Source organism: Rubellimicrobium thermophilum DSM 16684 (assembly GCF_000442315.1).
GTDB lineage: Bacteria > Pseudomonadota > Alphaproteobacteria > Rhodobacterales > Rhodobacteraceae > Rubellimicrobium > Rubellimicrobium thermophilum.
This window is the reverse complement of sequence record NZ_KE557322.1, coordinates 237,596-261,362: the sequence shown is the minus strand read 5'-3', so window position 1 is coordinate 261,362 and position 23,767 is coordinate 237,596. Positions and strand designations below refer to the sequence as shown.

Sequence of the window (23,767 nt, the reverse complement as noted above, 5' to 3'; positions counted from 1 at the left end):
GCATGAGCCGTTCTCTTCCTGGCTTGATCCGCGCCGTCCTGCGGGGGGGCGGTCCCGGCATGCTGCTGGCGGTGCTGATCGGGCTGCCGGCCCTGGCCCAGCAACCGGTCAGGCTGCGCGGGGGGGAGCATGGGGATTTCACCCGTCTGGTCCTGCCGCTGCCCGACGGGGTGGACTGGACATTTGCGCCCGCCGAGGGGGGATTCGCCCTGCGCCTGTCCATGCCGGTCTCCTTCGATCTGTCCGAGGTCTTCGCGCGCATCCCGCGCAGCCGTCTGACCGCCCTGACGGAGGAGGAGGGGGGCGTCCTGACTCTGGCCGTGCCCTGCGACTGCCATGCCGAAACCTTCCTTCACCGCGACAGGTGGCTTGTGATCGATCTGCATGACGGTCCCGGTCCGGAGGGCGCCTTGCGTCCCGGCCAGCCGGCCGAACCCGTTCCCGAAACCGCGGGGGCCGAGGATCGGCCTGATCCGGTCTCTGCGGGGGCCGCCGATGGTGCGGCTCCTCCCGCCGGTCCGGCTCCCGCTCTGCCCGCCGCGGGCCCGAACGAGCAGACGCTGGCCGAAGCGATCGCCCGTGCGGCCAGTCTGGGCCTGCTGGAGCCCGTGCCCGGTCTGCCCCCGCCCTCCGATCCCGGCCCGGTCCGTCGCCCCCCGACGGCGGTCGCGCTTCCGCCCGATCCCGATCCGGATCCGGCCCTGCTGCCGCCTGCCCTGCCCGGGCTGGCGCTGCACGATGCCGCACAAATCCCCGATCCGGCCGCCCCGCCGGCGCTCGGTCCCACCGGGGAATCCTGTCTGCCGCCCGAGGCCTTCGATCTGGCGGCCTGGGCGGGGGAGGAGGGGTTCGCGGCGGCGATCGCCCCCCGTCTCGCCGCCTTCACGGATGCCCGCGACCGGGTCGATCCCGAAGGGGCCGAAGCCCTGGCGCGGACCTATGTCGCCTTCGGCCTCGGGCGGGAGGCGCTTGTCGCCCTGGCCGCGGATGGGGGGGCTTCTGCCGGGCGCGACAGGCTGCGCCTGCTGGCCCGCCTCGTGGACGGCGAGGCGGTGGACCCTGACGCGCTGGAGGGGCAGGCCGGCTGTCTCGGCCCGGTCGCGCTCTGGCGGGCCCTGGCACGCCAGAGCGTCGCCGGCACCAGTCCGCAGGAGCGCAGCGCCATCCTCGTGGCACTGCGGGCCCTGCCCACGCCGCTGCGCGGATCCCTGGCCCTGCGCCTGGCCGAGATCCACCTCGCCGAAGGCGAAGCCGAGGACGCTGCGGCTCTGCTCCCGCTTGCCGCGGGGGCGGGGGCGGGGGGACGGGCACCGCCCTGGCCGAGGCTCTTGTCGCCGTGCAGGGTCCGCATCCGCAGGATGGCCTGGCCCGGCTCGAGGCGCTTGCCCGATCGGATGCCCGCCTTCCGCCCGAGGCCATGGCCCTCCTTCTGCGCCTGTCGGCCGAGCTGCGCGGCACGCTGGCCGAGGATCTGCTGACGCTCTCTGCCGCCCTGCGGGCCGAGCACGGCAGCAGCCCCGCCGGGCGCGAACTGCTGCTGGCCGAGATCCGGGCCCTGTCCGCCACCGGGCGGCACGCAGAGGCGCTGGCCCGTCTGGCCGAGGGGGAGCAGAGCGATCCCTTCCCCGGTCTTGCAGCCGCCGCAGGCGAGGTGGTGCAGGCCCTTGTCCGCGATGCCCCGGATCCCGTCTTCCTGACCCTCGCACTCGAATCACTGCCCGCGCGCCTGCCGGAGGCCGCCGCCAATGCCGTCGCGCGCCGTCTGCTCGCCATGGGTTTCCCGCCCGAGGCGCTGGCCGTGATCGGACCCCGAAGGAGGAAGCGCCGCGCGACGCCTGCTGCGGGCCGAGGCGCTGGCCGCCCTGGGTGACCGGGCCGGGGCCGAGGCGGCGCTGGCGGGGCTCGTCGGCCCCGATGCCGCAGCGCTGCAAGAGCGCCTGCAGGCGCCCGAACCCGCAGAACGGCCTTCGCCGCCATCCCTTCCCGAAGCGGAGGCTCCCGCACTCTCTCCCCTCGCGGCACGCCGCGCCCTGCTGGACGAGGCGGAGGCCGAACGGTCCCGCGCTCTCGCGCTGCTGGCCCAGCGCAACGGCTGATTCCGCTGGCAGGGGTGGAGCGACCACTTCCGCTGGCAGGGGGGGGAGCGACCGCCCCCCGCCCGGCGCAGCCCGGACATCGCGACAGGCCTCGCGTCCGCGGACGCCGCCCCCCTGCAGCCATCCCAATATTTACCTTTTCTCAACCCTTGCCTGCGATCATGGCCCGGCACGCAGCAGAACGCGCCATGCCATGATCGGAAGAATCGCCCTGCCATCTCCTTTTGCCCTGTTCCGTCCGGCGGGGCGGGGCCTGTGCATCGCGGCACTGCTTCTGGCGGCGCTTCCGGCCGGGCCGGCGCGGGGTGATGATGCCGCTCTCTGCGAACAGGCGGCGCAGGATGCCGCGCGGCTGTCCGGCGTGCCGGCCACGGTCCTTCTTGCCCTCTCGCTGACCGAAACGGGCCGCGGCCGCCCTGCCCGCCCCTGGCCCTGGACCGTCAATCTGGAGGGGGAAGGGCACTGGTTCGCCACCCGGGCCGAGGCCGAGGCCTTTGCCGAATCGGCCCTCGCCCAGGGGAGGACAGGTTTCGACATCGGCTGTTTCCAGCTCAACTGGCACTGGCATGGGGAGAATTTCGTCTCCGTCGCGCAGATGTTCGATCCCCTTGCCAATGCGAGCTATGCTGCCGGTTTCCTGCGCTCCCTGCGGTCCGATGGGGCCAGCTGGTCCGAGGCGGCGGGCGCCTATCACTCCCGCACGCCCGATCTGGCGGCGCCCTACCGCGCCCGCTTCGATGCCCATCTTGCGGCCCTGGGGGGCGAGGGCGCTGTGCTGCGCCTGGCCGGGGCGGCAGAGGCCGGCGGCGGCGTCCCCCGCGTCAACAGCTATCCGCTGCTGCAGGCGGGCACCGGCGCGCCACGCCTCGGCTCGCTCGTGCCGCTGGACGGCTGATCCGCCATGCCTGCGCTGTCTGCCTCTGTCCTGTTCCAGCCGCGTGTGCTGCTGGCTCTCGCCCTGATGGCAGTCATCGTGATGATGGTCCTGCCCGTGCCGGCCTGGCTGCTCGATATCGGGCTCGCGGTCAGCTTTGCTTTGGCCATCCTGATCTTCACGCTCACGCTGTTCATCGAACGGCCGCTCGATTTCTCGGCCTTCCCCTCGATCCTGCTGGCGGCGCTGATGCTGCGGCTTTCGCTGAATGTCAGCTCGACCAAGCTGATCATCGGTCAGGGGCATACGGGCACGGCCGCCGCCGGCCATGTGATCGAGGGGTTCGCCATGTTCGTCATGGGCGGGCAGCTGCTGGTGGGGCTTGTCGTGTTCCTCGTGCTGCTGATCGTGAGCTTCGTGGTCATCAACAAGGGCGCGGCCCGCATGGCCGAGGTGGGGGCGCGCTTCGCGCTCGATGCGATGCCGGGGCGGCAGCTGGCCATCGATGCGGATCTGGCCGCCGGGGCCATCACCCATGCCGAGGCCAAGGCCCGGCGCGAACGCGAGGGGCAGGAGACCACCTTCTTCGGCTCGCTCGACGGGGCCTCGAAATTCGTCAAGGGGGACGCGGTGGCGGGGTTGCTGATCACCGCGCTGAACCTTGTCGTGGGCCTGGCGATGGGGATCCTGGTCCATGGGATGCCGGTCGGCAAGGCGTTCGAGACCTATGCGATCCTCACCGTGGGCGATGGGCTGGTCAGCCAGATCCCGGCCGTCATCATCGCGGTGGCGACGGCACTCCTGCTGTCGCGGGGCGGATCGACCCAGCGCACCGATGCGGCGGTTCTCTCTCAGCTCGGCCGCCATCCGGCCGCGCTCGCCACCGTGGGCGGGCTGATGGCGCTGCTCGCGCTCGTGCCGGGGATGCCGTTCCTGCCGTTCATGGCCGGCGCCGCGGTCCTGGGCTTTCTGGCCTGGCGCGGGATCCGGGCCCCGGTCCCGGCCGAGGATGCGGCCCCGGCCGGCAGCACCCCGGCCGCACGCGCCCCCTCCATGGGCGATCTGCTGGATCTCGACGAAATCCATGTCGAATTCGCCCCGGACCTGGTGGAGATGGTGCTCGATCCCGGCACCGGGCTCGATGCCCGCATCGGCAGCATGCGCCGGCATGTCGCCCAGGGCTTTGGCATGATCCTGCCGGAGATCCGCCTGACCGATGCCCCTGCCCTGCCGCCCGGCCATTACCGCATCCTCATCCAGGGGGTGGAACAGGCGCGCGACCGCCTGCGGCCGGGTCACTGTCTCGTGCTGCTTCCGGCCGGGGTCGAGGCACCGCCGGGCGAGGATGTGCGCGAACCCGTCTATGGCGCCCCGGCCCGCTGGCTCTCTCCTGCCGCGCAGGAGGAGGCCGCGCTCGCCGGTCTGACGACGGTCTGGCCGGCCGAGGTTCTGGCCACCCATCTGCTTGAGGTGATCAAGCGCAACCTGCCGCGGCTGATGACGCTGCGGGCGCTGCGCCGGCTGCTGGACGAAATGACGGCCCTGTCCGACAGCGCGCGGGCCGAGGCCAACCGGCGCATGCTCGACGAGCTGATCCCCGACCGGGTGCCGGTGGATCTGCTGCTGGCCGTTCTGCGCCTGCTGCTGGAGGAGCGGGTCTCGATCCGGAACCTGCCCCTGATCCTCGAATCGATCGCTGAGGCGCGCCCGGTCCATCCCACACCCGAGGCGATCGCCGAACATGTCCGCCAGCGTCTGGGATTTCAGCTCGTGGCCGAGCTGCGCCGCCCTGACGGCACGCTGCCCCTGATCCAGCTTGCCCCCGAATGGGAGGAGATCTTTGCCGCCCATCAGATCGGCACGGGCCCCGGTCCGGTCGATGTTGCCCTGCCGCCGGACGAATTCAACCGCCTGGCTCAGGCTGTGGCGGCCAAGGTCGCGCAAGCGGCCGAAGGGGGCACGCAGGCCGCCCTGGTCTGCCCGATGCGCCGCCGCCGCTTCCTGCGGACGGTGCTGGCCGCGCGGGGCATCCCCAATCCGGTCCTGTCCTTCGAGGAGATCGGGCTGGATGCACGTCCCGCCCTGGTCGGTCTGGTGCCGGCATGAGCGTCGATCTCGCCTCCGCTCTGGCCCCGCTGCTGGCGCCGGTACAGGACATGTTCTGGGCCGGTTTCGTGGTGTTCCTGCGGCTGGGGACGATGATGGCGCTGCTGCCGCTCTTCGGGGAACAGGCGGTGCCGGTCCGCATCCGTCTTGCCCTGGCATTTGCCTTCACGCTGGTCGTCGCCCCGGCCGTGGCCGCCTCACTGCCTGATCCGGGCGGGCCGGGGCGGTTCCTGGCCCTCCTGCTGGGCGAGGCCGCGGCAGGTCTGGCCCTGGGGCTTCTGCTGCGGCTTCTGGTGATCGCGCTCCAGACGGCAGGGGCGATCGCAGGGCAGGCGACCTCCCTTTCGCAGCTCTTCGGCGCAGGGCCGGGCGGAGAGCCTTCGCCGGCGATGGGGCATCTGCTGGTCATGGGGGGGCTCGCGCTGGCCGCGGCGATGGGGCTGCATATCCGCCTCGCCCTCTGGATGGTGGATGGCTATGCGCTGATTCCGGCGGGGGCGGTTCTCGACCCCGGGCTCATGCTCGAAGCCGGTCTGGGGGGGGGTGACCCGGGCTTTCACCCTTGCCGTGTCGCTGGCCGTGCCCTTCGTGGCGGCGGCCCTGCTCTACAATGTCGTGCTGGGCGTCATCAACCGGGCGATGCCGCAGCTCATGGTGACCTTTGTCGGGGCGCCGGCGCTGACCTTCGGGGGCCTTGTCCTGATGGCGATCGCCCTGCCGGTCCTGCTCGATGTCTGGGGCGCGGCGCTTGAGGCCGCACTCGCCCTGCCCGGTGGGGATCTGCCATGAGCGACGGCAACGATCAGGGCGAAAAGAGTTTCGAGCCCACGCAGAAGCGACTCGAGGAGGCCCGTCGCCGCGGCGATGTGGCCCAGTCCCCGGATCTTGTCACGGCGGCGGCCTATGGCGGCTTTCTCCTCGCTGTTCTGGCCTTCGGGGCCGGATCGCTCGTCACGCTGGGCGGGCTTCTCACGACGCTGCTGGCCCAGGCGGGGCCCCTCTCGGAGGCGGCCTTCGGGGCTTCGGGAAAGCCGCTTGGGGGGGCAGTGCTCGGGCGGGTGGCCGGCGCGCTGGGCCCCTGGCTTGCCTTACCGGCGATTGCGGCGCTGCTCACGCTCCTGGCGCAGGGGGCGCTGGTGGTGGCGCCCGAACGGCTGCGCCCCAGGGGATCGCGCCTGTCGCCCCTGGCCCAGGCCCGGCAGCGCTTCGGCCCGGAAGGTCTGGCAGAGTTCCTCAAGGCTCTTCTGAAGCTCACCGCCTATGCGACGGTCCTCGGCCACAGCCTGGCCGCGGCCACGCCCCGCCTGATCGGCGGGGCTGCCCAGGACGCGCGGGTGGCGATGACGGGGATGCTGACGCTGCTGACGGATCTGCTGGCCAAGGTGGTTCTCGTGGCCTGTGTGCTGGGGATCGCGGATCTCGTCTGGCAGCGCCTGCGTCAGCGCCGGCGGCTGATGATGACCCGGCGCGAGATGACCGAAGAGATGAAGGAGAGCGAGGGCGATCCGCACATGCGTCAGGAACGGCGCAGCCGCGGCCGCAGCATCGCCATGAACCGGATGCTCGACGCGGTGCCCACGGCCACGGTCGTCATCGTCAATCCCACCCATTATGCTGTTGCGCTCCGCTGGGATCCGGCGGCAGGGGGCGCGCCGATCTGCGTCGCCAAGGGGGTGGATGAGATGGCGGCCCGCATCCGCGAACGGGCGGTTGCCGCGGGGGTGCCGATCCGCCGCGATCCGCCCACCGCGCGAGCGATCTTTGCCACTGTCGATCTGGGCGAAGCCGTGGCTCGACCCGAATGGCGGGCCGTCGCCGCAGCGATCCGCTTTGCCGAGCGTGTGCGCAACAGGGCGAAAGGAAAGGGGCCATGAAGGGGGCCGGGACGCTCGCGCATGTGGCGGCCCTCGCCTCCGCGGCGGCCGAGGCGCGCTGCGCGGCCTTGCGCCGTCGGGAGCAGGATCTGCGGGCACGTCTGGCCGCGCTCGAGACGGCGCGGCGTGATCGGGCCGCGCGGGCCCGGGCGGACGATCCGGCGCTTCTGGCCGGGGCCGATCTGCGGTGGGAAGGCTGGGTCGAGGCGCGGGCGGCGGCCTTGCGCAGCGATCTGGCCCGCTGCCTGGTCGAGATCGAGATCGCCCGCGACGCGCTGGCCCGCGCCTGGGGCCGGGCACAGGCGGCAGAGGCCCTGGCACGCGAGGAACGCCTCGGACGGATCCGCCGGCGCGAGCGACAGCAAGAGCGGGGATGGTAAGGCCTCTCTGTTTCACGTGAAACAGGGCCGCCCCATCCCCCCGCAGGGGGGCAGACCGGCCGACAGGTCCAGAAGAGCGGAGGGGAACCGGCAACCCGACATTGCCGGACCCGCCGCAGGGATCAGACATCCTGCCGCACGAGATCCGTGACTAGCACATCCGTCACGAGGCCCCCGCTCTGCTCCCGCGCGGCGGCCAGCAGCGCCGCACGCAGGCTGCGCATCGCCGAAGCAGCGGTGAACACGCCCTCGAAGCCCCCGGCGTTCGCGTGGTCGAACAGCACCTGCAACAGCCCGTCCCGCAACCGGGGCTCGATGGCGCGCACGGCCTCCTCCTGCCCGGCGGCTGTCTCGACCGACAGAGACAGCAGCACGAGCGCGGCCACCCGCCCCTCATGGACGACAGGAACGACGAACTGGTTCGCCAGACGCACATAGTCGCGCGCCCCGGGCGCCGCTCCATGCCCCTCCGGCGCGGGGGGTGGGGGCGCCGCCGCCGCGACGGGCTGTCCCGGTGACGGGCAGACCGCCTCCGGCGCATGCTCCCCGGCCGGATCGGCCGAAGGGGCGAGCAGATAGCCCGCCCCGACCCCCCCCGCGGTGCCGAGCGCCAGAAGCCCGATCGGCAGCAACAGAGCCTTCATCGCGCTGCCCTCTCAGAACGGCAGGGCCGCCTCGAGCATCTGGTTGCCCCAGCGCGGCTGCTGCATGTCGGTGATCTGCCCGCGTCCGCCATAGGAAATGCGTGCCTGGGCAATGCGGTCATAGCTCACCTCGTTGCGGCGGTTGATGTCGGAGGGGCGCACATAGCCCGTGACCATCAGCTCGCGCAGCTCGTTGTTGACGCGCACTTCCTGAGAGCCGGCGATGGCAAGCAGCCCGTTGGGCAGCACATCGGTCACGGTTGCGGCGATGCGCAGGGCAATCGTCTCAGAGCGCCGCACCGATCCGTCGCCCGCAAACTGCGAGTCCCCCCCGAATTCGACAGCCGGGGACCAGCCCGCGCCCCCCGGCAGATCAACCGATTCGGGCAGACCGAACAGGGCCCCCACGCTCATCTCCTGCGAGGCCTGGCGAGAGCGGGCCGTGCGGTTGGAGATCGCGGCCCGATCATCAATGGAAATGACCACGGTCAGCAGGTCGCCCCGGGCATGGCCCGGTCATCCCCCAGCAGAGCGCCTTCCCCCCCACCGCCCAGAGCGAGGCCGCAGAGGCCGCCCGGGCGAGCTGGGCAGGCGGGGGAGCAGGCTCGCGCGGGGTGGGGGCCAGCATCGCCTGGGTTTCCGGCGAGGGCGCCGGCGAGGTGAAGGCCGGCGGACGGCCCACCGGGGTCGAGGAACAGGCGGCCAGTGCGATCAGGGCAGCGAGCGGAGACAAGAAGCGGGTCATCGGCGACATCCTTCAGGGCGAGACATGGGCCATGCCGTCGGCGCCCATCCGGGCGGTGACGGTCACGCGCGAATCGAGATTCATGACGCGGACGGTTTCGCCCACGCCCGCACGGTCGAGGGCACGCCCCCTCGACCACGATGAGAAGACCGCCCGAACGATAGACGAGCGGCACCCGGGCATTGCGTTCCACCAGGGCGGGCGGGCCGAGATCGCCCTCCCGGATCGGGCGGCCGGGATAGAGCGCCACACGCGCCTCCCATCCCCACGGCAGCGGCCAGATCGGTCAGGGCGCCGGGCACGGCCGTCTCCGCGATGGCAAGATCGGAGGCCGTCACCACCGTGCGCGGGGGAATCGTCCGGACAGGCACAAGGGACTGCGCCGCGGCCGGACCGGCCCCGGCGATGATCATCAGCAGGAGGGGAAGCAGCGCCTTCATCGGATCTGCACCGTCGCGCCAAGCATCTGGTCGGCGGCCGTGATGACCTTGGAGTTCATCTCGTAGCCGCGTTGGGCCTCGATCAGCTCGGTCACCTCGCGCACCGCATCGACCGAGGATTCCTCGAGATAACCCTGCCGCAGAAGGCCGAGCCCCTCCTGCCCCGGATCGGCGACAAGCGGCGGGCCGGAGGCCGCCGTCTCGAGATAGAGATTGGAGCCGATCGCCTCGAGCCCCTTGGGATTGGTAAAGCCCGCAAGGGTCAGCGTGCCGAGCTGCTCCGGCTCGGTCCGGTCGGCGAAATAGGCCCAGACTGCCCCTTCGGCCGTGATCGAGACGGAACGGGCATCGGCCGGGATCGTGATCCCCGGCGCAATCGGAAACCCGTCCGAGGTGACCAGAAGCCCGTCCCCCGTCAGCTTGAGCGCCCCATCGCGGGTAAAGGCGGCACGCCCGTCGGGCATCTGCACCTCGAGATAGCCCGCCCCCTCGATGGCCAGGTCGAAATCGTTGCCGGTGGCCTGCAAGGCCCCCTGCGCCAGCATGACGGACACGGCGGCGGGCCGCACGCCGAGGCCGAGCTGGATGCCCGTGGGCAGAACGCTGCCATCCGCCGCCGTCACGGTGCCGGGGCGGGCCATCTGCTGGTAATGCAAATCCGCAAATTCCGCCCGCCGGGGCGAATAGCCCGTCGTGCTCATGTTGGCGAGATTGTGCGAGATCACCTCGACCCGCATCGCCTGTGCCGCCATCCCGGCGGCCGCAATCTCGAGCGCGCGCATGGAACAGTCTCCTTATCGGGTCTGGATGGCCTGGATGGTCTTGCGGATCCGCTCGTCCTCCCGGTCGAGGAAGGCCTGTCCCGCCTCATAGGCGCGGCTCACCGCGATCAGGCGGGCCACCTCCATCACCGGATCGACATTGCTCTTCTCGAGAAAGCCCTGGAGGATGCGACCGGCGGGGGCAGGATCGGTCTGGGGCGCAGAAAAGAGCGTGCCGGCCTCGCGCCGCAGCGCCAGCGGATCGCGCGGGACGACAAGTCCGATCTGCCCCACAGGGCGCCCCCCGGCCGAGATCGTGCCATCCGCCGCGATCCCCACCGGCCCCTCAGCCAGCGGCACGAAGACCGGCGCCCCGCCTGCATCGAGCAGCCGATAACCCTGGGCCGTCACGAGATTCCCTGCGGCATCGGGGGTGAAGGCCCCCGCCCGCGTCAGCCGCGGCCCCTGCGGCGTCTCCACGAGGAAGAACCCCTCCCCCTCGATGGCCAGGTCGAAGGACCCGCCGGTGCGTTCGAGCGGCCCCTGGGCCAGGGCCGTCTCGCGCCCATGGGCCGCCGCCATCGAGAGCGATTCGCCCGTCCCCGTGCGGCGGACATATTCGGTGAAGGTCACCCCCTCCGCCTTGAAGCCGACGGTGGAGAGATTGGCGATGTTGTTCGCCACCACCTGCATCTGGGCCATAAGACCCGCCTGCCGCGTCAGCGTGGCATAGATGGCGTTCTCCATCCCCTCAGCCCCCCGCGATCAGGGGCGCGACCGTCTCGCGCAGGAAGGAGACCAGCGTGCCGGTCATGAAGCCCATCGTGACCCAGAACACCGCGGCAATGGCAGCTAGCTTCGGCACGAAGGTCAGCGTCGCCTCCTGCACGGAGGTCAGCGCCTGCAAAAGCCCGATGACAAGGCCCGCGGCCAGCGCCACGGCCAGGATCGGCAGCGACATCACCGCTGCGGCCCAGAGCCCCTGGCGCATGACATCGTGAAGAACAGCCTCGGAAAGCGGTCCGGCCATGGCGTCACACCGGCATCCGCAGCAGTTCCTGATAGGCCTCGACGACCTTGTTGCGCAGTGTCACGGCCGTTTCGACAGCCAGTTCCGCCTGGCTCAAGGCCTGCACGAGGGCATGGGGATCGGCCTGCCCGGTCATGGCGGCCATCGCCGTGCGCTCCCCCTCGGCAAGGGTGCGGGCGAAATCCCCCAGCGCCCCGAGAGCCCCCCCCGGTTCGCCCGGTTCGGTCACGGAGCGGGCAGCGAGATAGCCGCCCTGGGCGGCACGAAGACTGGTCAGGTCCATTCTGGACTCCCTGTGATGTCAGCGGCGCAGCAGATCGAGCAGGGCCTGAGACATGGCGCGGGTCTGCTCGAACATCTTGAGATTGGCCTCGTAGGAGCGCGACGCCTCGCGGGCATCGGCGATCTCCAGCACGAGATTGACATTGGACCCCGTCACATAGCCTTCGGCATCGGCCAGGGGGCTGGTCGGATCGTAACGGCGGGCAGGCGGCGCGGGATCGAGCCGGACCGGCCCGGTCTGCACGCCCGCGCCATCGACCATCCCCTCGAACGACACGAGCTTGCGGCGGTAACCCGGCGTGTCGGCATTGGCGATGTTCTCGGCCGAAAGCCGAAGGCGCAGCGACTGGGCCCGCATTCCCGACAGCGCCGCGCCAAGCGCATCCTGCAGATCGCTCATCGCTCAGCGCCCCCCCAGCGAGGTGCGCAGCACCGTCACCGCATGGCGCCAGACCGCCAGAGCCTGATTATGCTCGCGCGAGGCCTGGACCGAGGCGGACATCTCCCGCTCGAGCGAGACGGTGTTGCCGTTGGGGGCGGCCTCCCCCCCGGCATCCACAGCGCGGAGCCGGCTGGCCGCCGTCGGATCCGACGCCGCGCCGAAATGGCCGGGCCGGGTGGCACGCAGCGATCCCTCTGCCAGCGTCTCGGCAAAGGAGGGCAGCATCCGCGCGCGATAGCCGGGCGTATCGGCCTGGGCCACGTTGATGGCCGCCTGCGCCTGACGCGCGGCGGCATGGCGCATGAGCGCGCCGGCAGTGCGAAACAGCTCGAGTGATTCGAACATCGGGGCTTCTCCCTCGATCGGCGAAAGGAAGCCTTAAGGGACAAGCCTTAAGATTCGGTTCACGCCGAAGCCGAATCGGCCTGTTCATGCGAGGGGGACCATGACCGCCCAACCCGATCCGATCCCCGATCCGATCCCCGATCCGATCCTGGCCCGCATCGCGGCGGCGGTGGGGGATCTGGCGCCGCTGCGCCCCTTGGGCCGCATCGCCGGGGCCAGCGGGGGCATGCTCTGCGTCAGCGGTCTGTCGGAGCATGCCCGTCTGGGCGACCGCGCCACCGTTCATCCGCGGGGGGGCGGCTCGATCGGCGCCGAGGTGGTGCGCATCGGTGAAGGGCAGCTGCATCTGCTGCCCGAGGAGGGGGCAGAGGGGGTCTCGCTCGGCGATCCCGTCCGGCTGGAACCGCCCCCGCGATTCGCACCGGACCGCTCCTGGATCGGCCGGGTCGTGGACCCCGACGGTCGCCCCCTTGATGGCCGACCCCTTCTGCCGGGGCTGGGCGCCCGTCCCCTGCGGGCCGATCCCCCCCCCGCCGGGGCCCGCCGCGCGATGGGGGCGCGCCTTGCCACCGGCCATGCCGTCTTCGACACGCTGCTGCCTCTCGCCCGCGGACAGCGGATCGGGCTCTTCGCGGGATCCGGAGTGGGCAAGTCAACGCTTCTGGGCGGGCTGGCGCGGCAGGTGGCGGCGGATGTCATCGTCATCGGCCTTGTGGGCGAACGGGGGCGGGAGCTGCGCCATTTCGTCGAAGCGGTCCTCGGCGCGGGGGGGATGGCGCGGACAGTCGTCGTCGCCGCCACCTCCGACCGCGCCCCCCAGATCCGGCGGCGCTGCGCCCTGGCCGCCACCGCCGTGGCCGAGCATTTCCGCGACGAGGGGGCCCAGGTGCTCCTTCTCATCGATTCGGTCACGCGCTTTGCCGAAGCCCATCGCGAAATCGCCGCCGCCGCCGGAGAGCCGGCCGTCCTGCGTGGCTTTCCTGCATCGACCGTCCCCGCCATTGCCGCGCTCTGCGAACGGGCGGGCCCGGGCGCGGGCGATCAAGGCGACATCACCGCCATCTATTCGGTCCTGGTGCAGGGCTCCGACATGGAGGAACCCGTGGCAGACTGGCTGCGCGGCGTGCTTGACGGTCATGTGGTGCTCGACCGCGCCATCGCCGAACGGGGGCGCTTTCCGGCGGTGGACATCCTCCGCTCGGTCTCGCGCTCGCTGCCGGAGGTTGCGGGGCGGGCCGAGAATGCCCTGATTGCCGAGGCCCGCGCCCTGATGGGCGCCTGGGAGCGGGCCGCCCCGATGATCCGCGCCGGGCTCTATCAGCCGGGCACCGATCCGGAGGTGGATGCCGCCATCGCCGTGCAGGCGGGCCTCGACCGTTTCCTGGCGCAGACCGGAATGGCCAGCCCGCAGGCCAGCTTTGCCGCGCTCCGGCAGGTTCTGGCGGCGGCCCGGCCGGGGGCGCGCTGAGGGCCGCTGAGGCGCAACCGGGCGGGAAGGACAGCGGCCCTGCCGGCAGGGTGCGGCCCCTCATCCCCCCTGGCGCAGGAGCGCAAGAACCGGAGAGGTCGCAGCCTGCTGCGCCCCGCTGCGCAGAAAGTAGAGACGCAGCAGCCGATCCTGCAGGGCAGGATCGGCGAAATCCGTCGGAGCCTTCGCCCCCATCGCAGCAGCACGGGCCTTGTAGCCGGCCAGCTGCCGGTCCAGATCGATCGTGGCAAAGGAGGCGGGAAAGCCGAAGGCAGTCTGGAACACCTCGCGCAATGGGGCGCTGGCGATCACCGAATACCACTGGGCATTGGCATTCCCTGTCCGTTCGGCCAGATCGGCCAGCGCCGGGGCGAGATTCAGCGCCAGCCTCATCGCCCCGTCGCGCTCGCCCACCGCCTCCTGGAACACCTGCCGTTCGTAGCGGGCAATGATCCGTTCGGCAAAACCGGGCAGGCCCGTGCGCGCCCCCAGATCGCCATAGCCGAATTCAAGCGCCAGAGCCGCATAGCGCTTGTCCGCAAGGCGGTTCGCCAGGGAATCGGGCCGCAGCGTCCCGCCCTCCAGCACCTTCTGCACGAAGGCACGGGCGTTCAGATCCGCCTTGAGACCGAAGGCACCCAGCGCCACCTCGAGCAGACGGCGATCGGACACCAGATCGGCGGCTGTCTGCGCCTTGGCGACATGGGCGCGGAAATGATCGGTCAGGCGTTTCACCTCCGGGCTTTCGCGCAGGCGGGCCATCTGGACCTCTGTGCTGCGCGTCAGATAGCGCCAGCCGGCATGGCCGGACAGCGGAACGATCGCCTGAAAGGTCATGAGCCGACCCGGGGCGGCGCGGGAGGCATCTCGCCGCCGGCCGCGGCGGCCAGCAGACGCTCCTCCCGCGGCAGCAGCGTGCGCAGCCGCTTGAGAGCGCGGTAGAAGTCTCCCGCACCGACAGCGGCCGTCGCCTCGGCCAGGGTCTGACGGCTGTCGGGATCGCGCAGGGCCTGGGACAGCTGTTCGATGCCCAGCAGAAGCTGGCGGCGGGCCTCGCCCTCGGGCGCGTCGCCCGACAGGGCCAGCTGAGCGATGTAGCAGACGCGACGCACGGGGGTATTGGCCTCGCCCGGGCGGATCGCATCGCGCAGGCGCAGGATATGGGCATGCGGCGTCAGGATCGACAACCGCGAACGGCGGTCCCCATTCTCGATCACCGCACCGTTGACGAGCACCCGCTCATGAGGACCCAGCTTGAGGACAAGTCCGGTCATGCCGCAGCTCCGCTTGCAGTCTCTGCGTTGGGCTGGCCGGCCAGACCGCGCAGCACGGCCGTGTTGAGATCGACAAGGGCCTCTCCGCCGCCCTCGCCGCGCAGCAGGCGATGCCCCTGGCGCAGGGCAAAGCCGGCAAGACCCAGAAGACGCGCGCGCAGATCCACCGGAAGAGCATTGCCGGCAGACGCCAGATCGGCAGCCAGGGCCGACCACAGGCGGTTGTTGTCATGGACGGCGGCCGCCAGACGCGCCGCATCGCCCGCAGCGAGCGCGGCAGCAAGCCGCGCAGTCACCGCGGCGACGATCTGATGTTCGGCCTGACGGGGTGTGCGGACGGGGGCAGCGGCGGCATAGGCCTGTTGCGCCTGATGCATGGCATTCACGGAACAGTCCTTTCAGGACGGAGGGACCCGGCGAAGATGCCGGCCGGACGAAGGGGAAGGGCGGGGGCGCCCTGCGTCCCCGCCCGGGCCGCGTTCAACGGAACAGCGACAGGATCGACTGCGGCGCCTGATTGGCGATCGACAGGGCCTGCACGCCGAGCTGCTGTTGCACCTGCAGCGCCTGGAGGCGGGCCGAGGCCTCCTCCATGTCGGCGTCCACCATCGAGCCGATCCCGGTGCGCAGCGCATCGCTGAGCTTGCTGACGAAGTCGGCCTGGCTTTCGATCCGCCCCTGGGCCGAACCGAAATCCGCCGCCGCGGCAACCGCCGTGTCGATCAGCCCATCGATGACCCCGAGGGCCGCGGCCGCCCCGGCCCCGGTCGAGACATCGATGCCCCCCAGCGCGCCCAGACCGCCCGAACCGGCATTCTGGAACTGGGCCGACACGGCCAGATCGCGCGTGCCGCCATTGTTGAGCGTCAGCTGCCCCGGCGTGCCGCTGTCATAGTCCACCGTCAGCCCGTCGATGCCCAGCGTCTCGATCGCCGATTTGAGGCCCACCGCAACGATGTCGGCCGGCGTCGTCGAAGCGGCGTCCTCCGCCGTGATCGTATAGCTCGCCTGACGGTTGCCGATGCGAATGCTGATCTTGTCCCCCGCCACAAAGCCGGCACCGGCATCGATGGTGATCGTCTCAGAGGCCCCGGCATCGAGATTGAAGGCCTGGGCATCCTGCGCCGCGGTCACGCCGGTCCCCGCAGAGAAGGCCGCCTTCGCCGCATAGGCCCCGATCGACAGGTCATGCGCCGCCACGGTGATCGAGGAGGCCGTCACCGTGCTGCCCGAGCGATCCAGCGAGGACAGGAAATCGACCGAGCTGCGCGAGCCGTTCACAAGGTTGAGCCCGTTGAACTGCGCCGCCCCCACAACCGAGGCGATCTGATCGCGCAGCGCCGCCACATCCGCCTGGATCTTGGCGCGATCGACATTCTCCTCCTGCGCGGCGACGATCTTCGTCTTCATCTGCGTCAGCAGATCCGTCACCGTTTCCGACGCCTTGCGCGCCACGCTTACGGTGGACTGGCCGAGCGAGAGCGAATCGGAGATGCCCTTGAAGCTCTGGACATCGCTTTCCATGACCTTCGAGATCGACCAGACGGCCGCATTGTCCTTGGCCGTGGCGACGGACTTGCCGGTCGAGATCTGGTCCTGAACCCTGGCCAGATTCGCATTGATCCCCTTGAGGGTCTGGAGCGCGACCATCGCGCTGGTATTGGTGAGAATGCTGGACATCGCGTCAGTCCTTGGAGCGGCGCATTATGCGCCGGGGTTTCGGGACGCCGCGCCACCCCTCTGGCGCGCGGCATGGAACGCTCCTTCTGACAGCTGCGGGAGGGGAGCCGCCCGCGCCACCCCGGTTCCGGGATGCAGGGGCAGCCTGGCGCGGCATGTCTTAACGCCGTCCTAATTCCGGCCCGTTGCCAGCCCGTTTTCTAGTCACAAGTTGAATCAAGCCGCTCATGCCCGCCGCTCCAGCCGGGGGGGGCAGGCTTCGCGGGGGCTGCGCACACCCGTCGCGTCATAGGTGACAAGCTGCTGCGCCTCGCGCAGGGCGGCCCGGCGGCGCAGCGCCTCGCGCACCCCTTCCGCCGCCGCGGCCAGCAGGGCCTGATTGCGCGCAAGCCCCTCGGCCAGGCGTGCGCCTTCGGCCGGCGTGGCCCCCGCCAGCCCCCCAAGCGCCGCAGCCTTCCGGGGCCACAGCCCCTCGAGCGCGTCCCAGTCGGCCGCAAGAAGCAGACGCCGCTCCTCCTCCAGAAGGGCAAGAAGGGCCTCAGCGCGCATGGCCCCCCTCCCCCATCGAGGACGCCGCGGTCAGCCCGCGCAGGATCGATTCGGCCAGCCCGATCCCCCCGGCTCCGCCAGATGACGGGCCTGAGCCTCAAGCAGGAAGGACGTGAACTGCCCCTCCCCCTCGCCACCGCCAAAGGCCGACGGCACGCGCCCCAGACCCACGGCAGCGAGCATCTCGCGCAGGAAACTCGCCTCGATCGCCACAGCCGCCTCGCGCAGAGGCGCGGTCTGGGAGACAGGCGGGGGAACATGGCGAACGGTTGAGAAGACGGCTGAAGGGACGGCAGGGGCAGACATCATGACGGAACCTCCGGCGAAATGGGACTGTCGTCTGCCCATTCTCTCCGGTGGCGGTAAACATTCCGTAAGTTTTCCCTGCCATGCTGCGTTCTCCGAACGGAGGCGAATCGTATGGAGACCCTGACAGCCGCCGGTCCCCGGGGACCGGAGACCCATCCCCCGCGCAAGGCACGCCCCCTTCCCGGTTCCGTTGCCGACGGGGCGGGATTCGCCCGCCTTCTTGTTTCACCCGCTCCCCGGTCCGGAGCCGAGGACGAGCCACCCCCCTGTGGACCGGCGGGGGGGGAAGGCAGACCGACCGCCGCCGGAGAGAACGGCGGGGGCAGCAGCCAGGATCGCGCCGGATCGGCGGGGGAACCGCCGCCCCCCGCCGGATCCGGGGGGGAGCCGTCCCCACCTCCGGGGGAAGGGCCGGACATCGCCGCCTGCACGGACACCGCCGCGCCTGTCGCGGGGGCGGCCCCGCCGTTCCCGGACGCCCTCCCGTCCCATGCGGAATGGGGCGATCTGTCTGATGGGGAAGGGGCCGATGCGCCCCCGGATCCGGCGGCAGAGAGGGCCGCCATGCCGCACCCCGGCAGGCGCAGCGCCGGACGGCCGCAGGGCATGTCCGTCGCTTCGCCCGTGCCGTCTGCCCTCCCGGGCGCCGGCCTTGCCGGGGACGATGGGCCCGAGCCCGCCCTGCGTGAATCCGCCCTGCCGCTGGCCGACGGCCCGGCACACACGGGACCGTCAGGCCCCGGCTCTGCGGCCTGCGGGGATCGGGACGCTGCTCCCCTGACGGATGCGGCAGGCCCTTCCCGCCCGGCAGCCGCAGGGCAGGCGGCTCGGGGCGCCGGCCTGCCGGTCCTCCTGTCCCGGTCGCAGCCGGGACAGGCGGGGCAGGACAGCGCAGGGTCTTCCCGCCCCGGAGGGATCCCTGCGCTGTCCCCTGCCGATTGTCCCCCGGGTATTGCAACGGCGGCCGGATCCTTCCCGCCCTGCGGGATGGCTCCCGTGACCGACCCCAGGCCGACCGGGCCTGCCCTGCGGCAGCCCGTGGGGGTGCCGGCCCCGCCCCCCCGCTGCGGAGCGCATGGCCCCCCGCATCGCCCCCGCATCCGCTGCCGCTCCTGCCCGGCCGGGGATTCCGAGGATGGATCCGGATGACGGTTCCGGCGATCCCTCCGCCCGGCTTCCGGCCACCGGAGGATCCGACCCGAAGCCGGACGCCGCCGGCCCGACGGGCTTGTCCTCTCTCCTGCTGCCGGGCGCGGGGCTTCCGTCCGCCTCGTCCCCGACCGGCGGCAGCGGGACCGGCAGCGGTCATGGGGAGGGGGGGGAGGAACGGGCCAGGGGGCCCGCCTTCCTGCGTCCGGGCCCTTCGGCCTTTCCCCGGCCGAAGGCGGCGGCGCCCTGCACCTGTCCTCCGGGGAGCTCGGCCTGCTGTCGCTCCGCGTGAGGGGGGGGAGGAGGCACTGCATCTGATCATCGAGGCGCAGCGCCCCGAAACCGCCGATCTGCTGCGCCGCCATGCCGAAATGCTGCGTCAGGACCTGCGCGCCGAAGGCCTTGCGGGGATTGCCGTGACCATCGGCACGGACAGCGGCACCGGCGATCGGGCAGACGGCGGGGGGCGCCCCGGTCCCAACGGGGCGCCGATCCGGGATTCGCCCGCCCCGCCGGACAGCGCCGCCCTCCCGTCTGCCCCGCCCGGGCCCGCCAGTGCCGCGGGGCGGGGTTCTCTCGATCTGCGTCTCTGAGGACGACCCATGGACATCACCGCCGCAACTGCCACTGCCCCGTCCGCTGTCCCGAACGCGGCCACCGGCTCCGGCACGGCCGGGGCTGCCGGGGCCGCGCGACGCGGCACGCTCGGCGATTTCGACACCTTCCTGCGCATGCTGACCGCCCAGCTGCGCAACCAGGATCCAACCGATCCGATGGATTCGGCCGATTATGCCGTCCAGCTCGCCACCTTCGCAGGGGTGGAGCAGCAGGTCCGCACCAATGAGCTTCTGACCACCCTGTCGGCCCGGATGGGGGTCTCGGGCCTGGGCCAGCTGGCGGGCTGGGTCGGCCAGGAGGTGCGTGCGGCAATGCCCGCCTACTTCTCGGGCAGCCCCGTGACCGTCTCTCCCAATCCGCTGGCCACGGCCGAGACGGCCGAGCTTGTCGTCCGCGACGATCGCGGTCAGGAGATCGAGCGCCGGAGCATTCCCGTCTCGGCGGCGCCGATCGAATGGGCCGGGGTGACGGCGGACGGTCATCCGCTGCCCACCGGCCTCTACCGCTTCGAGGTGGTGAGCCTCGTCGCGGGGCAGCCGGTCCGCACCGACCCGGCCGAGGTCTACGGCCTTGTGCGCGAGGTGCGTTCCGAAGCCGGTCAGGCCGTGCTGGTGATGGAGGGGGGGCAACCGTCCCGGCCGATACCGTAACCGCCCTGCGACGGCCCCTGTGATCCGTCAGGCCAGCAGCCTGCGCAGCAGCGCATCGAGCAGGGGGCGCCCCGCCGCGGTCGCCCGGAGCCGCCCGTCCCCGCGTGTCAGAAGACCCATCTGCACCAGCTCCGCGGCCCGCTCGGGCAGATCGGTCAGGGCGGCCAGGCGCGCCTCCTCCACCCCTTCGGCCAGCCGCAGCCCCATCAGCAGCCACTCCTCAGCCGCCTCGCACGGGCTGAGCGCCTCGCGCCGGCTTTCCCCGCTGCCCGTGCGCGTGACACGGGCCAGCCAGGCAGCCGGGGCGCGTTCGGCCTCGGTCGCCCAGCGGATGCCGCCAAGCGTGAGCCGCCCATGGGCACCGGGCCCGATGCCGACCCAGTCGCCGCCGCGCCAGTAGATCAGATTGTGGCGGCTTTCCTGCCCCGGGACGGCATGGTTGGAAATCTCGTAGCCGGGCAGGCCGGCCGCCTCGGTCAGGCGCTGCGTCACCTCCCAGAGCGCGACCGCACGGTCCTCGGAGGGCAGGCCGCGCAGGCGCCCGGCGCGCAGGCGCTCGCCGAAGGCGGTGCCCTCCTCGATGGTCAGCTGATAGAGCGACAGATGGCCCCCGCCCTCGCCCGCGACCAGGGCCAGGGCCCGTGTCAGCTCGGCTTCCCAGGCGGCTTCGGTCTGGTCCTGCCGGGCATAGATCAGATCGAGGCTGGTGCGGGCGAAGATGTCGCGGGCCAGGCGATAGGCGGCCACTGCCTCCTCGGCGGAGTGGAGCCGCCCGAGCGCCCGCAGATCCCGGTCATCGAGCGCCTGCACCCCGAGCGAGAGCCTCTCCACCCCGGCTGCGCGATAGGCGCGAAAGCGCGCCGCCTCGGCCGAGGTGGGATTGGCCTCCATGGTGATCTCGATGCCATTCGCAAAGCCCCAGGCAGAGCGCGCGGCCGCCAGCACCGTCTCGACCACCTCCGGCGCCATCAGCGATGGGGTGCCGCCGCCGAAGAAGATCGAATCGAGCCGCCGGCCCGGCGTCTCGGCCGCGGCGCGGGCGATCTCGGCTTCATAGGCGGCGGCCCAGGCGGCCTGATCGATCCGCCCGGCAACATGGGAGTTGAAGTCGCAATAGGGGCATTTGGCCTGGCAGAAGGGCCAGTGGACATAGAGTGCGAACCCCCCTGCGCGTCCGTCCTCGGGGGCGGCGGCAGAGGCGACAGGGTTCGGGCCAGAGGCAGCGGTCATCGGCGCCCCTTAGGCCCGGCGGCCCCGTCCCGCAAGACGCGCCGGCCGGCTCCCTCATCCGACCTCAAATATCCCGGGGTCCGGGGCAGAGCCCCGGCCTCACCCCCCGGTCTCGGTCCCCCGACCTCAGCCCCGGTCTCCCTCTCCCGCGGTCCCGCCGAGGCAGGCCGCCGCGAAGGCCCGGATCGAGCGGCCACGATGGCTGCGGGCGTTCTTCTCCTCGGCGCTCATCTCGGCAAAGGTCCGCGTCTCGCCCCGGGGGAGAAAGACCGGATCATAGCCATGCCCGAGTGCCCCGCGCGGGGGCCAGACGAAGCGGCCTTCGACCACGCCTTCGAAGACGGCCTCCTCTCCGTCGGGCCAGGCCAGAACGAGGACCGAGACGAAGCGCGCTGTCCAGGGTTCGGGTGCGCCGGCGGCGCGCAGAGCCTCATGCACACGCGTCATCGCCAGAAGGAAATCGCGCCCTGCAGGGGTTTCGGCCCAGTCGGCGCTGCGCACGCCGGGTGCCCCGTCCAGCGCATCCACCGCCAGCCCCGAATCGTCGGCCAGGGCCGGCAGGCCGGTTGCGGCCGCGGCGGCCCGGGCCTTCAGGCGGGCATTGCCGAGGAAAGTGGCCTCGGTCTCGGCCGGTTCGGGCAGGCGGCGATCGGCGGCCGATTCGACATGCACCCCATGGGGGGCGAGGAGGGCGCGCACCTCTTCGACCTTGCCCGCATTATGCGTGGCGAAGAGAAGCGTCGTCCCCGGGGCCAGGCGGCGCGTCATCGCCCTGTCGCCTGCCGCTGTGCCGCCGCGAGGGCGGCTGTTCCGGCCGCCGCCAGATCGAGCAGCGCCGTCATCTGGTCGCGTCCGAAGGTCGCGCCTTCGGCCGACATCTGCACCTCGATCAGCCGTTCGCCGGTCATGACGACATTGGCGTCCACGCCGGCCTCGCTGTCCTCGGGGTAATCGAGATCGAGCACCGGCACCCCGCCATAGAGCCCCACCGAGACGGCCGCGACCGGATCGCCCAGCGGGTCGCGCTGGATCGAGCCGGCTTTCAGAAGACGGTCGAAGGCGAGGCGCAGCGCCACCCAGCCCCCCGTGATCGCCGCGCAGCGCGTGCCGCCATCGGCCTGGATCACGTCGCAGTCCACGACGACCTGCCGCTCGCCCAGCGCGACGAGATCGCAACCTGCCCGCAGGCTGCGCCCGATCAGGCGCTGGATCTCCTGCGTGCGGCCCGAGAGGCCTTCCTTGGCCTCACGGCGCATGCGCGTCGCCGTGGCGCGCGGCAGCATGCCGTATTCGGCCGTCACCCAGCCCTTGCCGCTGTTGCGCAGGAAGGGCGGCACGCGCTCCTCGACGCTGGCGGTGCACAGGACATGGGTATTCCCGAGCCGGATGAGGCAGGACCCTTCGGCATGCAGGTTGACATGCGGCTCGATCGAAAGGGGTCGGAGCGCGTCGGGGGCGCGGCCGGAAGGGCGCATGAGGGATCTCCCTTGGGGGTTCCGTCCCGGAGGCGGGCTTGCCATGCCCCTTACGCGAGGGCGCGATCAAAGGGAACCCGTCGTGCCCCCCCGGATGGGACCCCGGGCCTGCCGCGCATTGACGCCCGTCGATGCGGTGCTTACATGCGTCGGTCCCGGGGGTTGCCGGGAGCGTGCCCGAGGGGGGAATCTGGGCCCGACGGGGATTTGGGGCCATGGATGCCAGACCGAGGATGCCGGACCGCCGCATGCCGGACCGTTTGCCGCTGATCGAGGAGATGAACGACCGCTCGCGCGAGGTGTTTCGCCGTGTGGTTGAAGCCTATCTCGAGACGGGACAGCCCGTCGGATCGCGCACGCTCACGCGCAGCATGTCCGAGCCGATCTCGGCCGCGACGATCCGCAACGTGATGCAGGATCTGGAGGAGATGGGCCTTCTGGGCCATCCCCATGTCAGCGCCGGCCGCGTGCCGACACAGGCCGGGCTGCGGCTTTTCGTGGACGGTCTGCTCGAGGTCGGACCGATGGCGGGCGAGGACCGAGAGCGGCTCGAGCAGACCGTGGCCTCCGTCCCCTCGCGGAACGGGCTGGATGTCACCGCGGTGCTCGACCGGGTGGGTGCGGCGCTGTCGGGGCTGACGCGCGGGGCCTCGCTGGTGCTGGCGCCCAAGCGCGACCATGCCCCGGTGCGACATGTGGAGTTCGTTCCCCTGGCGCCGGATCGGGCGCTTCTCGTGCTCGTCTTCGCCGACGGGCATGTGGAGAACCGCGTCTTCGTCCCCCCGCCCGGTCAGACGCCGTCCTCCATGCGCGAGGCGGCGAATTTCATCAATGCCTTCGCCGGAGACCGGACGCTGGCCGAACTGGCCCGGGCCATCGCCGCGGAGATGGCGCGCCGCCGGCAGGAGATCGACGGGCTGGCCCGCGAGATGGTCGAGCAGGGGCTTGCCGTCTGGGTCGATGAGCGCGACAGCGGGGACGATGCGGTGACAGGCCGGCTTCTGGTGCGGGGGACGGCCAACCTGCTCGGCGATCCCGAGGCCCAGGCCGATCTGGACCGGCTGCGCCGGCTGATGGACGATCTGGAGCGCAAGAGCGACATCGCCCGCTTCCTCGAGCTGGCCCAGCAGGCCGAGGGCGTGCGCGTCTTCATCGGATCGGAGAACCCGCTGTTTTCCCTGGCCGGATCGGCACTTGTCGTCTCGCCCTACACCAATGCCGAACGGACCATCGTCGGTGCGGTGGCCGTGATCGGGCCGACGCGGCTCAATTACGGGCGCATCGTGCCCATCGTCGATTACACGGCCCAGCTGGTGGGCCGCCTGCTTTCCGAGAGAAGCTGAAGG

29 protein-coding genes and 1 pseudogene are annotated in these 23,767 nt (G+C 71.6%); 12 read left to right on the top strand and 18 right to left on the bottom strand.

What is annotated here, in order from left to right; genetic code table 11:
* Positions 1 to 2: 2 nt before the first annotated feature.
* From RUTHE_RS10855 to RUTHE_RS10825, 8 genes and pseudogenes are all read left to right on the top strand, one after another.
* Positions 3 to 1,478, top strand: coding sequence for a hypothetical protein (locus tag RUTHE_RS10855; protein ID WP_211217749.1), 1,476 nt, complete (start codon positions 3 to 5; stop codon positions 1,476 to 1,478).
* Positions 1,418 to 1,870 carry a hypothetical protein gene (locus tag RUTHE_RS10850; protein WP_021098461.1) on the top strand — a complete coding sequence of 151 codons (453 nt, stop codon included), beginning with the start codon at positions 1,418 to 1,420 and terminating at the stop codon, positions 1,868 to 1,870. Before RUTHE_RS10855 ends, RUTHE_RS10850 begins: the two co-directional genes overlap by 61 nt.
* A gap of 419 nt (positions 1,871 to 2,289) precedes the next feature.
* Positions 2,290 to 2,991 (top strand): lysozyme family protein, encoded by a 702-nt coding sequence (locus RUTHE_RS10845; protein WP_021098460.1) that lies wholly within the window; start codon positions 2,290 to 2,292, stop codon positions 2,989 to 2,991.
* A gap of 6 nt (positions 2,992 to 2,997) precedes the next feature.
* Complete coding sequence (flhA, locus tag RUTHE_RS10840; protein ID WP_021098459.1) at positions 2,998 to 5,076, top strand: flagellar biosynthesis protein FlhA; 2,079 nt, start codon at positions 2,998 to 3,000, stop codon at positions 5,074 to 5,076.
* Positions 5,073 to 5,522, top strand: a pseudogene (locus RUTHE_RS18355) (flagellar biosynthetic protein FliR); the annotation flags it as partial. The gene flhA and the pseudogene RUTHE_RS18355, both read left to right, overlap by 4 nt.
* Before the next feature lie 97 nt (positions 5,523 to 5,619).
* A complete protein-coding gene (locus RUTHE_RS18350) occupies positions 5,620 to 5,865 on the top strand; it encodes a flagellar biosynthetic protein FliR (protein ID WP_342662235.1) in 246 nt (81 codons plus the stop codon).
* Complete coding sequence (locus tag RUTHE_RS10830) at positions 5,862 to 6,950, top strand: EscU/YscU/HrcU family type III secretion system export apparatus switch protein (protein WP_021098457.1); 1,089 nt, start codon at positions 5,862 to 5,864, stop codon at positions 6,948 to 6,950. Before RUTHE_RS18350 ends, RUTHE_RS10830 begins: the two co-directional genes overlap by 4 nt.
* The gene (locus tag RUTHE_RS10825) at positions 6,947 to 7,330 is read left to right on the top strand and encodes a hypothetical protein (RefSeq protein ID WP_021098456.1); all 384 of its coding nucleotides are present in this window, start codon (positions 6,947 to 6,949) and stop codon (positions 7,328 to 7,330) included. Before RUTHE_RS10830 ends, RUTHE_RS10825 begins: the two co-directional genes overlap by 4 nt.
* A 122-nt stretch (positions 7,331 to 7,452) precedes the next feature.
* On the opposite strand, the gene RUTHE_RS10820 is transcribed toward RUTHE_RS10825, so the two are convergent.
* From RUTHE_RS10820 to RUTHE_RS10780, 9 genes are all read right to left on the bottom strand, one after another.
* Positions 7,453 to 7,974: a flagellar basal body-associated FliL family protein gene (locus tag RUTHE_RS10820; RefSeq protein ID WP_021098455.1), complete on the bottom strand. Its 522-nt coding sequence runs from the start codon at positions 7,972 to 7,974 to the stop codon at positions 7,453 to 7,455.
* Between the two features lie 12 nt (positions 7,975 to 7,986).
* On the bottom strand, positions 7,987 to 8,460 hold the full coding sequence (locus RUTHE_RS18650) for a flagellar basal body L-ring protein FlgH (protein WP_425413941.1): 474 nt from the start codon (positions 8,458 to 8,460) through the stop codon (positions 7,987 to 7,989).
* Complete coding sequence (locus RUTHE_RS18645; protein WP_021098453.1) at positions 8,444 to 8,719, bottom strand: hypothetical protein; 276 nt, start codon at positions 8,717 to 8,719, stop codon at positions 8,444 to 8,446. Before RUTHE_RS18645 ends, RUTHE_RS18650 begins: the two co-directional genes overlap by 17 nt.
* A 436-nt stretch (positions 8,720 to 9,155) precedes the next feature.
* Positions 9,156 to 9,941 carry a flagellar basal-body rod protein FlgG gene (gene flgG, locus RUTHE_RS10805; protein ID WP_021098451.1) on the bottom strand — a complete coding sequence of 262 codons (786 nt, stop codon included), beginning with the start codon at positions 9,939 to 9,941 and terminating at the stop codon, positions 9,156 to 9,158.
* 12 nt (positions 9,942 to 9,953) lie between these two features.
* A complete protein-coding gene (locus tag RUTHE_RS10800; RefSeq protein ID WP_021098450.1) occupies positions 9,954 to 10,667 on the bottom strand; it encodes a flagellar hook-basal body complex protein in 714 nt (237 codons plus the stop codon).
* 4 nt (positions 10,668 to 10,671) lie between these two features.
* The gene (locus RUTHE_RS10795) at positions 10,672 to 10,950 is read right to left on the bottom strand and encodes a flagellar biosynthetic protein FliQ (RefSeq protein WP_021098449.1); all 279 of its coding nucleotides are present in this window, start codon (positions 10,948 to 10,950) and stop codon (positions 10,672 to 10,674) included.
* 4 nt (positions 10,951 to 10,954) lie between these two features.
* Positions 10,955 to 11,233: a flagellar hook-basal body complex protein FliE gene (fliE, locus tag RUTHE_RS10790; RefSeq protein ID WP_021098448.1), complete on the bottom strand. Its 279-nt coding sequence runs from the start codon at positions 11,231 to 11,233 to the stop codon at positions 10,955 to 10,957.
* Positions 11,234 to 11,251: 18 nt separating this feature from the next.
* Positions 11,252 to 11,632: a flagellar basal body rod protein FlgC gene (gene flgC, locus RUTHE_RS10785; RefSeq protein WP_021098447.1), complete on the bottom strand. Its 381-nt coding sequence runs from the start codon at positions 11,630 to 11,632 to the stop codon at positions 11,252 to 11,254.
* A gap of 3 nt (positions 11,633 to 11,635) precedes the next feature.
* Positions 11,636 to 12,019: a FlgB family protein gene (locus RUTHE_RS10780; RefSeq protein WP_021098446.1), complete on the bottom strand. Its 384-nt coding sequence runs from the start codon at positions 12,017 to 12,019 to the stop codon at positions 11,636 to 11,638.
* Between the two features lie 100 nt (positions 12,020 to 12,119).
* Here RUTHE_RS10780 and RUTHE_RS10775 point away from each other — a divergent pair, with 100 nt between their 5' ends.
* The gene (locus RUTHE_RS10775) at positions 12,120 to 13,487 is read left to right on the top strand and encodes a FliI/YscN family ATPase (RefSeq protein WP_021098445.1); all 1,368 of its coding nucleotides are present in this window, start codon (positions 12,120 to 12,122) and stop codon (positions 13,485 to 13,487) included.
* A gap of 60 nt (positions 13,488 to 13,547) precedes the next feature.
* Here the strand turns inward: RUTHE_RS10775 and RUTHE_RS10770 are convergent, their stop codons facing one another.
* From RUTHE_RS10770 to RUTHE_RS10745, 6 genes are all read right to left on the bottom strand, one after another.
* The gene (locus RUTHE_RS10770) at positions 13,548 to 14,249 is read right to left on the bottom strand and encodes a DUF1217 domain-containing protein (protein WP_425413943.1); all 702 of its coding nucleotides are present in this window, start codon (positions 14,247 to 14,249) and stop codon (positions 13,548 to 13,550) included.
* 71 nt (positions 14,250 to 14,320) lie between these two features.
* Positions 14,321 to 14,761, bottom strand: a complete 441-nt coding sequence (gene flbT / locus RUTHE_RS10765) for a flagellar biosynthesis repressor FlbT (protein WP_021098443.1) — start codon at positions 14,759 to 14,761, stop codon at positions 14,321 to 14,323.
* Complete coding sequence (gene flaF, locus RUTHE_RS10760; RefSeq protein ID WP_245542230.1) at positions 14,758 to 15,138, bottom strand: flagellar biosynthesis regulator FlaF; 381 nt, start codon at positions 15,136 to 15,138, stop codon at positions 14,758 to 14,760. The genes flbT and flaF overlap by 4 nt, the downstream gene beginning before the upstream one ends.
* Positions 15,139 to 15,241: 103 nt before the next feature.
* On the bottom strand, positions 15,242 to 16,441 hold the full coding sequence (locus tag RUTHE_RS10755; RefSeq protein WP_021098441.1) for a flagellin N-terminal helical domain-containing protein: 1,200 nt from the start codon (positions 16,439 to 16,441) through the stop codon (positions 15,242 to 15,244).
* A gap of 225 nt (positions 16,442 to 16,666) precedes the next feature.
* Positions 16,667 to 16,990 (bottom strand): hypothetical protein, encoded by a 324-nt coding sequence (locus RUTHE_RS15540; protein WP_021098440.1) that lies wholly within the window; start codon positions 16,988 to 16,990, stop codon positions 16,667 to 16,669.
* Between the two features lie 30 nt (positions 16,991 to 17,020).
* Entirely contained in the window at positions 17,021 to 17,299 is a 279-nt protein-coding gene (locus RUTHE_RS10745; RefSeq protein ID WP_021098439.1) for an asparagine synthetase A, read from the bottom strand.
* A gap of 1,520 nt (positions 17,300 to 18,819) precedes the next feature.
* Here RUTHE_RS10745 and RUTHE_RS17055 point away from each other — a divergent pair.
* Positions 18,820 to 19,041, top strand: coding sequence for a hypothetical protein (locus tag RUTHE_RS17055; protein WP_051150441.1), 222 nt, complete (start codon positions 18,820 to 18,822; stop codon positions 19,039 to 19,041).
* Positions 19,042 to 19,050: 9 nt separating this feature from the next.
* A complete protein-coding gene (locus RUTHE_RS10735) occupies positions 19,051 to 19,716 on the top strand; it encodes a flagellar hook capping FlgD N-terminal domain-containing protein (protein ID WP_021098437.1) in 666 nt (221 codons plus the stop codon).
* Between the two features lie 27 nt (positions 19,717 to 19,743).
* Here the strand turns inward: RUTHE_RS10735 and hemW are convergent, their stop codons facing one another.
* The 3 genes from hemW to rph all read right to left on the bottom strand — a co-directional run bounded on the left by hemW (position 19,744) and on the right by rph (position 22,421).
* Positions 19,744 to 20,946 carry a radical SAM family heme chaperone HemW gene (hemW, locus tag RUTHE_RS10730; RefSeq protein WP_021098436.1) on the bottom strand — a complete coding sequence of 401 codons (1,203 nt, stop codon included), beginning with the start codon at positions 20,944 to 20,946 and terminating at the stop codon, positions 19,744 to 19,746.
* A 126-nt stretch (positions 20,947 to 21,072) separates the two neighbouring features.
* Positions 21,073 to 21,714 carry an RdgB/HAM1 family non-canonical purine NTP pyrophosphatase gene (rdgB, locus tag RUTHE_RS10725; protein WP_021098435.1) on the bottom strand — a complete coding sequence of 214 codons (642 nt, stop codon included), beginning with the start codon at positions 21,712 to 21,714 and terminating at the stop codon, positions 21,073 to 21,075.
* Complete coding sequence (gene rph / locus RUTHE_RS10720; protein ID WP_021098434.1) at positions 21,711 to 22,421, bottom strand: ribonuclease PH; 711 nt, start codon at positions 22,419 to 22,421, stop codon at positions 21,711 to 21,713. Before rph ends, rdgB begins: the two co-directional genes overlap by 4 nt.
* A gap of 248 nt (positions 22,422 to 22,669) precedes the next feature.
* On the opposite strand from rph, the gene hrcA reads away from it, so the two are divergent.
* A complete protein-coding gene (gene hrcA / locus RUTHE_RS10715; protein WP_021098433.1) occupies positions 22,670 to 23,764 on the top strand; it encodes a heat-inducible transcriptional repressor HrcA in 1,095 nt (364 codons plus the stop codon).
* Positions 23,765 to 23,767 lie beyond the last annotated feature (3 nt).

Bases quoted from the DNA above. Each gene is read 5' to 3' on its own strand.
- RUTHE_RS10855 (WP_211217749.1), top strand. From the start codon at position 3: ATGAGCCGTTCTCTTCCTGGCTTGATCCGCGCCGTCCTGCGGGGGGGC.
- RUTHE_RS10850 (WP_021098461.1), top strand. From the start codon at position 1,418: ATGGCCCTCCTTCTGCGCCTGTCGGCCGAGCTGCGCGGCACGCTGGCC.
- RUTHE_RS10845 (WP_021098460.1), top strand. From the start codon at position 2,290: ATGATCGGAAGAATCGCCCTGCCATCTCCTTTTGCCCTGTTCCGTCCG.
- flhA (WP_021098459.1), top strand. From the start codon at position 2,998: ATGCCTGCGCTGTCTGCCTCTGTCCTGTTCCAGCCGCGTGTGCTGCTG.
- RUTHE_RS10830 (WP_021098457.1), top strand. From the start codon at position 5,862: ATGAGCGACGGCAACGATCAGGGCGAAAAGAGTTTCGAGCCCACGCAG.
- RUTHE_RS10825 (WP_021098456.1), top strand. From the start codon at position 6,947: ATGAAGGGGGCCGGGACGCTCGCGCATGTGGCGGCCCTCGCCTCCGCG.
- RUTHE_RS10820 (WP_021098455.1), bottom strand. From the start codon at position 7,974: ATGAAGGCTCTGTTGCTGCCGATCGGGCTTCTGGCGCTCGGCACCGCG.
- RUTHE_RS18645 (WP_021098453.1), bottom strand. From the start codon at position 8,719: ATGACCCGCTTCTTGTCTCCGCTCGCTGCCCTGATCGCACTGGCCGCC.
- flgG (WP_021098451.1), bottom strand. From the start codon at position 9,941: ATGCGCGCGCTCGAGATTGCGGCCGCCGGGATGGCGGCACAGGCGATG.
- RUTHE_RS10800 (WP_021098450.1), bottom strand. From the start codon at position 10,667: ATGGAGAACGCCATCTATGCCACGCTGACGCGGCAGGCGGGTCTTATG.
- RUTHE_RS10795 (WP_021098449.1), bottom strand. From the start codon at position 10,950: ATGGCCGGACCGCTTTCCGAGGCTGTTCTTCACGATGTCATGCGCCAG.
- fliE (WP_021098448.1), bottom strand. From the start codon at position 11,233: ATGGACCTGACCAGTCTTCGTGCCGCCCAGGGCGGCTATCTCGCTGCC.
- flgC (WP_021098447.1), bottom strand. From the start codon at position 11,632: ATGAGCGATCTGCAGGATGCGCTTGGCGCGGCGCTGTCGGGAATGCGG.
- RUTHE_RS10780 (WP_021098446.1), bottom strand. From the start codon at position 12,019: ATGTTCGAATCACTCGAGCTGTTTCGCACTGCCGGCGCGCTCATGCGC.
- RUTHE_RS10775 (WP_021098445.1), top strand. From the start codon at position 12,120: ATGACCGCCCAACCCGATCCGATCCCCGATCCGATCCCCGATCCGATC.
- RUTHE_RS10770 (WP_425413943.1), bottom strand. From the start codon at position 14,249: ATGGCCCGCCTGCGCGAAAGCCCGGAGGTGAAACGCCTGACCGATCAT.
- flbT (WP_021098443.1), bottom strand. From the start codon at position 14,761: ATGACCGGACTTGTCCTCAAGCTGGGTCCTCATGAGCGGGTGCTCGTC.
- flaF (WP_245542230.1), bottom strand. From the start codon at position 15,138: ATGCATCAGGCGCAACAGGCCTATGCCGCCGCTGCCCCCGTCCGCACA.
- RUTHE_RS10755 (WP_021098441.1), bottom strand. From the start codon at position 16,441: ATGTCCAGCATTCTCACCAATACCAGCGCGATGGTCGCGCTCCAGACC.
- RUTHE_RS15540 (WP_021098440.1), bottom strand. From the start codon at position 16,990: ATGCGCGCTGAGGCCCTTCTTGCCCTTCTGGAGGAGGAGCGGCGTCTG.
- RUTHE_RS10745 (WP_021098439.1), bottom strand. From the start codon at position 17,299: ATGATGTCTGCCCCTGCCGTCCCTTCAGCCGTCTTCTCAACCGTTCGC.
- RUTHE_RS17055 (WP_051150441.1), top strand. From the start codon at position 18,820: ATGCTGCGTCAGGACCTGCGCGCCGAAGGCCTTGCGGGGATTGCCGTG.
- RUTHE_RS10735 (WP_021098437.1), top strand. From the start codon at position 19,051: ATGGACATCACCGCCGCAACTGCCACTGCCCCGTCCGCTGTCCCGAAC.
- hemW (WP_021098436.1), bottom strand. From the start codon at position 20,946: ATGACCGCTGCCTCTGGCCCGAACCCTGTCGCCTCTGCCGCCGCCCCC.
- rdgB (WP_021098435.1), bottom strand. From the start codon at position 21,714: ATGACGCGCCGCCTGGCCCCGGGGACGACGCTTCTCTTCGCCACGCAT.
- rph (WP_021098434.1), bottom strand. From the start codon at position 22,421: ATGCGCCCTTCCGGCCGCGCCCCCGACGCGCTCCGACCCCTTTCGATC.
- hrcA (WP_021098433.1), top strand. From the start codon at position 22,670: ATGCCGGACCGTTTGCCGCTGATCGAGGAGATGAACGACCGCTCGCGC.